The sequence below is a fragment of the Mycobacterium sp. genome (genome assembly GCF_035697385.1).
Lineage (GTDB): Bacteria > Actinomycetota > Actinomycetes > Mycobacteriales > Mycobacteriaceae > Mycobacterium.
In genome coordinates this window covers 1-5,363 of the sequence record NZ_DASSCY010000110.1, presented here as the reverse complement: position 1 = coordinate 5,363, position 5,363 = coordinate 1, and the positions used below count along the sequence as shown (strand labels likewise).

General features: G+C 62.5%; 5 protein-coding genes and 1 pseudogene. 2 read left to right on the top strand and 4 right to left on the bottom strand.

Translation table 11 applies throughout. The features are described from left to right. Positions 1-158: pseudogene (locus VFH65_RS09610) on the top strand (SAM-dependent methyltransferase); the annotation flags it as partial. Between the two features lie 140 nt (positions 159-298). Here VFH65_RS09610 and VFH65_RS09605 read toward each other — a convergent pair. From VFH65_RS09605 to VFH65_RS09595, 3 genes are all read right to left on the bottom strand, one after another. After that, positions 299-796: a DinB family protein gene (locus VFH65_RS09605; RefSeq protein WP_353320969.1), complete on the bottom strand. Its 498-nt coding sequence runs from the start codon at positions 794-796 to the stop codon at positions 299-301. Between the two features lie 437 nt (positions 797-1,233). Further along, positions 1,234-1,455: a hypothetical protein gene (locus VFH65_RS09600; protein WP_353320967.1), complete on the bottom strand. Its 222-nt coding sequence runs from the start codon at positions 1,453-1,455 to the stop codon at positions 1,234-1,236. Positions 1,456-1,818: 363 nt separating this feature from the next. After that, the gene (locus VFH65_RS09595) at positions 1,819-2,871 is read right to left on the bottom strand and encodes a hypothetical protein (protein WP_353320965.1); all 1,053 of its coding nucleotides are present in this window, start codon (positions 2,869-2,871) and stop codon (positions 1,819-1,821) included. A gap of 465 nt (positions 2,872-3,336) precedes the next feature. On the opposite strand from VFH65_RS09595, the gene VFH65_RS09590 reads away from it, so the two are divergent. Then, on the top strand, positions 3,337-4,251 hold the full coding sequence (locus VFH65_RS09590) for an MBL fold metallo-hydrolase (protein WP_353320963.1): 915 nt from the start codon (positions 3,337-3,339) through the stop codon (positions 4,249-4,251). Positions 4,252-4,663: 412 nt separating this feature from the next. Here VFH65_RS09590 and VFH65_RS09585 read toward each other — a convergent pair whose 3' ends face one another. After that, positions 4,664-5,353 (bottom strand): DUF899 domain-containing protein, encoded by a 690-nt coding sequence (locus VFH65_RS09585; RefSeq protein WP_353320970.1) that lies wholly within the window; start codon positions 5,351-5,353, stop codon positions 4,664-4,666. Positions 5,354-5,363 lie beyond the last annotated feature (10 nt).

Below are 5,363 nucleotides of genomic sequence, written 5' to 3'. Positions count from 1 at the left end.
TGATCGGCTTCGGGGCGGGTCGTGAGTATGAGTTCGACACGTTTCTCGACGACGCAGCAGAGGCGGGGTTCACGCCCGATCTGCTGCTATCCACCTGGGATCTGCGACCGTTCGCAGCGGACTCCGACTTCCTCGTCGCTCTCCTTCGGACGGCATAGGTCACGCGTGAAGGCGATGCCCCTCGTCTTGTCCCGGCGACACGTTCGAGAGACCCCACTCAGGACAAAGGGATTTGCACGAGTCGAATACGCAGCGGCTCAAGGGAGTTGACCGTAGCTCCTCGCGTTCGGAACAGTGGTCAACGAACCGTCAGCGGGGGCGTGTCGATCTGTTCGCGGAGGATATCGCCGTGACCCGCGTGCCTGGCGAACTCTTGGATCATGGCGAGCAGTGTCCATCGCATGCTGACGGTTCCCTCGCCGGAAATCTCTATCGTGTCGTCGAGGTCGAAGCGGGACGCGATCGCACGTGATCGTCGGCTTGCGGCCTCGAACTCGGCGATGACGTCAGCCAGCGACTCGTCGTCGGCGACGGCGAAGGTGCCCTCGTCGCGGCGCGCGTATCCATCGCATTCGGACTCGTCGAGCCCGGCCCAGAACCGTTGAAACCAAATCCGTTCCGCGGCAGCCGCATGCTTGATCAATGAGATCGGTGTCGTCAGCGACGCGACGAGTCGACGGCGGGCGTCGGGATCAGACAGGCCGCGTGCAGTCTCGATGAGTGCTTCGCGGTTACTGTCGAGCATGTTCTCGATGATCGATCGCTCAGCACCATTGGTAATTCGGTTGTTACTCATGGGCTTTCACTCCATCCTGTTGTGCGGTTGAGGCCTGCGTGGTGTCTATCGGTCGGCTTGAATGGCGCAAGACGGCGCTGCGAGGATCGATCTCGGGAGAGGCACGAAACATCCGGCGCCATGGGACGACCGGGAAGGAGGTCATTCGATTCACCTGTCGCGCGCACTGCGCACGGAGCGTGGCACGGCGGGCCGGTGTCAGCACCGCAGCCGAAGCCTGTCAGGAGAGGCACTGCCTCGGCTCGAGTGTATCGCAGCGTTTGAAATCGGCGGAATGTCGACGACCTGCGAGAGTTTATGACACGTTGTGTCCAAGCCCACCGGAGCCGCGATCCACCGACGTTGATAAGCCTGGAATGTGTTGTGCACCAGCAAGATTCAGGTCGGCACAGCACGCAACCGTCCGGTCCAGCCAGAGAGCTATAGTCGACGCGATGCTATTTCTTGCCGCGATACTCGAACAGCTTGAACGAGAACCAGCCGGCATCGCGGGCCTCCGCAAGCTTATCGGTGCCGAAATCGAAGCTACCGCTGAAGACGCATGGCAGCCGCGAGAGACGTTCGCGCACCTCGGTTTCAGTGAGCCCGCGGCCGACGCGATAGACCCGGTCGTACTTGTAGTACGTGTCGACGGTGACCTCATGCAGGGCGTGCAGCACTCGCACGGTTTCGTCGAGCTTGTCGACACTGAGGACTAACTAGGTCGTACTTCTCAAACTTGGTACCCACGGTCGTAGAGGGTGGTCGTTCGCCATGGGTGACTGCGTCATCACACGAAGCGGTCGGCCGTTTTTCTTGTTCACGATGACGCCGATGAAGAGTTGCGTCCCCTTGGTCACGCAGGGAAAGAACCACCCGTCGTTCAATTCGCGGGCGCCGCCAAGGACCACTTCCTTGCCTTCGAACGCGCCTTCGGCCACCTCACGGGCGCGGGCTCGTCGACCATGCTGCGGAATTTTAGCTCGCAATGACTTCCGAACCCTCGGATTCGCGGGTACTTCCAGCCTTGAACTCAGTCGGTCCTAGTCCCCCGATGAGTCTCCATCGTCACCGGACCCCTCAGTTGAACCGGTGCTCGAATCATTCGTCGTTGCGGTTTGATCACCGGGGGCACTCTCGGTGGCTGAATTATTCGCCGCCGCGCTGGTCGAGCCGTCGTTGTCATCGCCGGCTGACCGGTCATGGGTCGTGCCCGGCTCGGCCATGTTGCCATCAGACAGATCCGTTGCGCCATCGGGTGATTCGACATCAGCCGTGGAATCTTGCGGCTTGTTGTCGGATTCATCTGTGTCCGCTGACTCGACTTCCGATCCAGCTTCCATGGCCGGCGTGCTCGTGTCCTGAGCAATGCCCGACAGCGACGGGTCCACCGTCACAGTCACGGCGTCGACCGCGATGTGTCGCGTAGAGGTGTCGACACTCGATGTGAACACATTGACGTCGGTGACCGCCGGCGTATCCCCGGCTACCGCCAACGCGCGCCCTTCATCTAACGCCTCCGGCGCGGCCAATGCGTTTATCGGCAGGGCGCCTCCCAACGCGACAACTATTTTTTCGATGGATTCCATCGCTGATGTGACTGCGGAGGAGATCGCGTCGATCGCCCCCGATAAGGCAGCGGCGGGTGACAATCCGTCGTCGATGACTTCGGCTAGCAACGTGAGAACGGTGGTTCCCGCGACGAACGGTGTCTGGATAGTGAGCTTGAAAAACTCGTTTAGTGCGCCTCCTTGGGTGCCGATTGGCAAGGGCAACGCTTCCAGCACCGCAACCAGGAAGGGCGCTATCGGGGTGAGGGTCCCCAGGTAGACCGCATTTGCAGCTAGCGGAACCAAGTGGGCGAATTTACCTGCCGCGATCAAGTTTTGGGCTGAGGCGGGCAGCGTTTCCGTGAACAGCTTGACCGTCTCCGTCACCGCTGGTCCGCCCGCCTTGACGAGTGCGATCGCGAATGTTTTGAGCTCGGCCGGCAAGGGCAGCGGCTGGAGTGCTGCCTGAAGGATCAGCGCTGCGGCTTCCGGGACCGCTGCAATGAGGTCGACTAACGACGCTGTCAGCTCGACTTCGGCGGTCACCGACCGCACCGCGTGGCCGGCGGCGACTTCAACGGCAGGGAGATGCGCTGGCGGCACGGCGACCGGACCGACAGAGATGACGCTGGCGCCTACGATCGCGATCCCGGTTGTCACATACGGACGTACTGCGGCATGCACGGTGATCTCCTTCTGAGCTCGATGCGTGAGCGGAACCGACAAACCAGGCTCTAAGCCACCGTTGCTCGACGTCGGTTTGTTGATGCCCGTGGCACGCCGGCCAGCACACGTTCATGATTACTGTGCAGGACCGAACCGCCCCTGCGCATGAGGTATTTACCTCATAAATGCAGCCGACTTCTCGCTTCCGTAACCGCGGGCTGATGCGGCGGTCGTTGGTCGTGTGGGCTGATCGCCTGGATGAATCTTGTCACCGACGTGCGTACTACGGGGAAGACAGGTCATTTCGACAATGTCTTCGGATAAGGCGCTCAAGAGGAGAAGAACATGAGCTTGGTCAACATCGCACGGCCCGATGGGCCGGGGTATGACGAACTGGTTCCGTCGCGCTACGCGCTACGGGTCGGGGAGATTGATGTGCTGGTGATCAGCGACGGGGTGCTGCCGATCACCGCCGTCACCGTCGCGACGAATGCCGCGCCTGCCGACCTGTCGGCCTGGCTCAAGGACATGTACCTGCCGCAGGAGGTTCTCGACTGGCCGCTGAACGTGGCCGTGGTGCGTAGCGGCGGCAAGACCATACTCATCGATTCCGGGCTGGGGACGGAGTTCCCGGACTTCCCGCGGGCCGGGCAGTTGGCGATGCGTCTGCATGCCGCCGGGATCACCCCGTCCTCGGTGACGGACGTAGTGCTCACCCACCTGCACATGGACCACATCGGCGGGCTGCTGGTCGACGGGCTGAGGAACCAGCTGCGGCCGGACCTTCGGGTCCATCTGGCCGCGGCCGAAGCCGAGTTCTGGGAGGCGCCCGACTTCTCCCGCACCGTCATGCCGTCGCCGATTCCGGACGTGCTTCGGCGGACTGCCACGCAGTTCCTGGACGTGTACCGCAGCCAGCTGCGGCCGTTCGAGACCGAGTACGAAGTGGCGCCCGGCGTGCTGCTTCGCCGCACCGGCGGTCACACCCCCGGACACAGCATCGTCCGCATCGAGTCCGGTGGCGAGGCACTGACATTCGCCGGTGACGCCGTCTTCCAGCCCGGTGCCGACAAACCCGAGTGGCAGAACGGCTTCGAACACGACCCCGAGGAATCGGCTCGGGTCCGGGTCCGGCTCTTGAAGGAGTTGGCGGCGAGCGGCGAGCAACTGGTGGCCACGCACCTGCCGTTCCCATCCCTCTGCCACGTGGCGGTCGCCGGCGACGCCTTCCGTTTCGTACCGATCAACTGGGATTACTGACCCCTTCTTCGGACGCGTCCGTGGCCGCGTGCGCCCAAGTGCATGGTGCCGTGGCCCGGATGCCGGCGAACACCACATCGACGATGCGCCCAATCTCATCACCGTCGCAGCACGTGTTCGCCGAGCAGTTTGATCTGTGCCTCCTCGCTGAAGTGGATGGGCTGGAGGACGATTGAATCCGCTCCGCTCTCGGTGAGCCGGTCGATGGCGGCGCGGCATGTCCGCGCATCGCCGGAGACGGTGAGCCGGCGAATCGTGTCAGTGTCGCTCGCGCTCTGATAGAGGTCCCCAGTTGCGCAGCGAGGTAGGGCTATTGAAGTGCTCTCGTCACCGTCGGTGCGAGCGCATTTGGACCCGCGTCCTGCATAGTCGGGATCAAGTTGGCCCATACGAACGCGGTGGGTCCACCTAACTATCGCGACGGCGCCTTCGTGCTGTACGCGTCGTGCCAGTCCCACCACTCATACGGCGGGCTTTGCGGATAGCCCTCCGGTGAATCCTCCCAATTCTCTTGGCGCCCAAGCGCGGTCATATCGAGGAAGTTCCAGGTATTGACAAACACTTCATCGCCGCGGCCGTTGATGAAATAGGTGCGGAACACGCGGTCGCCGTCGCGGATGAAGGCGTTGGTGCCGTGGTAGTCCTCGCAACCGAAGTCTTTGTGAAAGTCGTCGGTGATGGTGAACCACGGGATATGCTGCCAGCCCATCTTCGCCTTCATCCGATCGAGGTCGGCCTGTGTTGCCCGTGAGGCGTACACCAGCGTGGTGTCGCGGGCGTTGAGGTGGGCCAGGTTGGGAATGTGGTCAGCCATCAAGGAGCACCCGACGCATCCGTGATTCGGCCAGTCGTTGTCACTGGTGCCGGGTTCGATGAATGCGCGGTAAATGATGAGCTGGCGGCGACCTTGGAACAGGTCAAGCAGGCTCAGCTTGCCTTCGGGCCCGTCGAAGAGATACTCCTTCTCCACCGCCATCCACGGCATCCGGCGGCGCTGCGCGGCCAGCGCGTCGCGGGCACGCTGATGCTCCTTTTCTCTCACCAGCATGTTCTGGCGCTCAATCTCCCACTGTTTCGCCGACACAATCGGGGGTGTTTTCATGGGTTCTCCT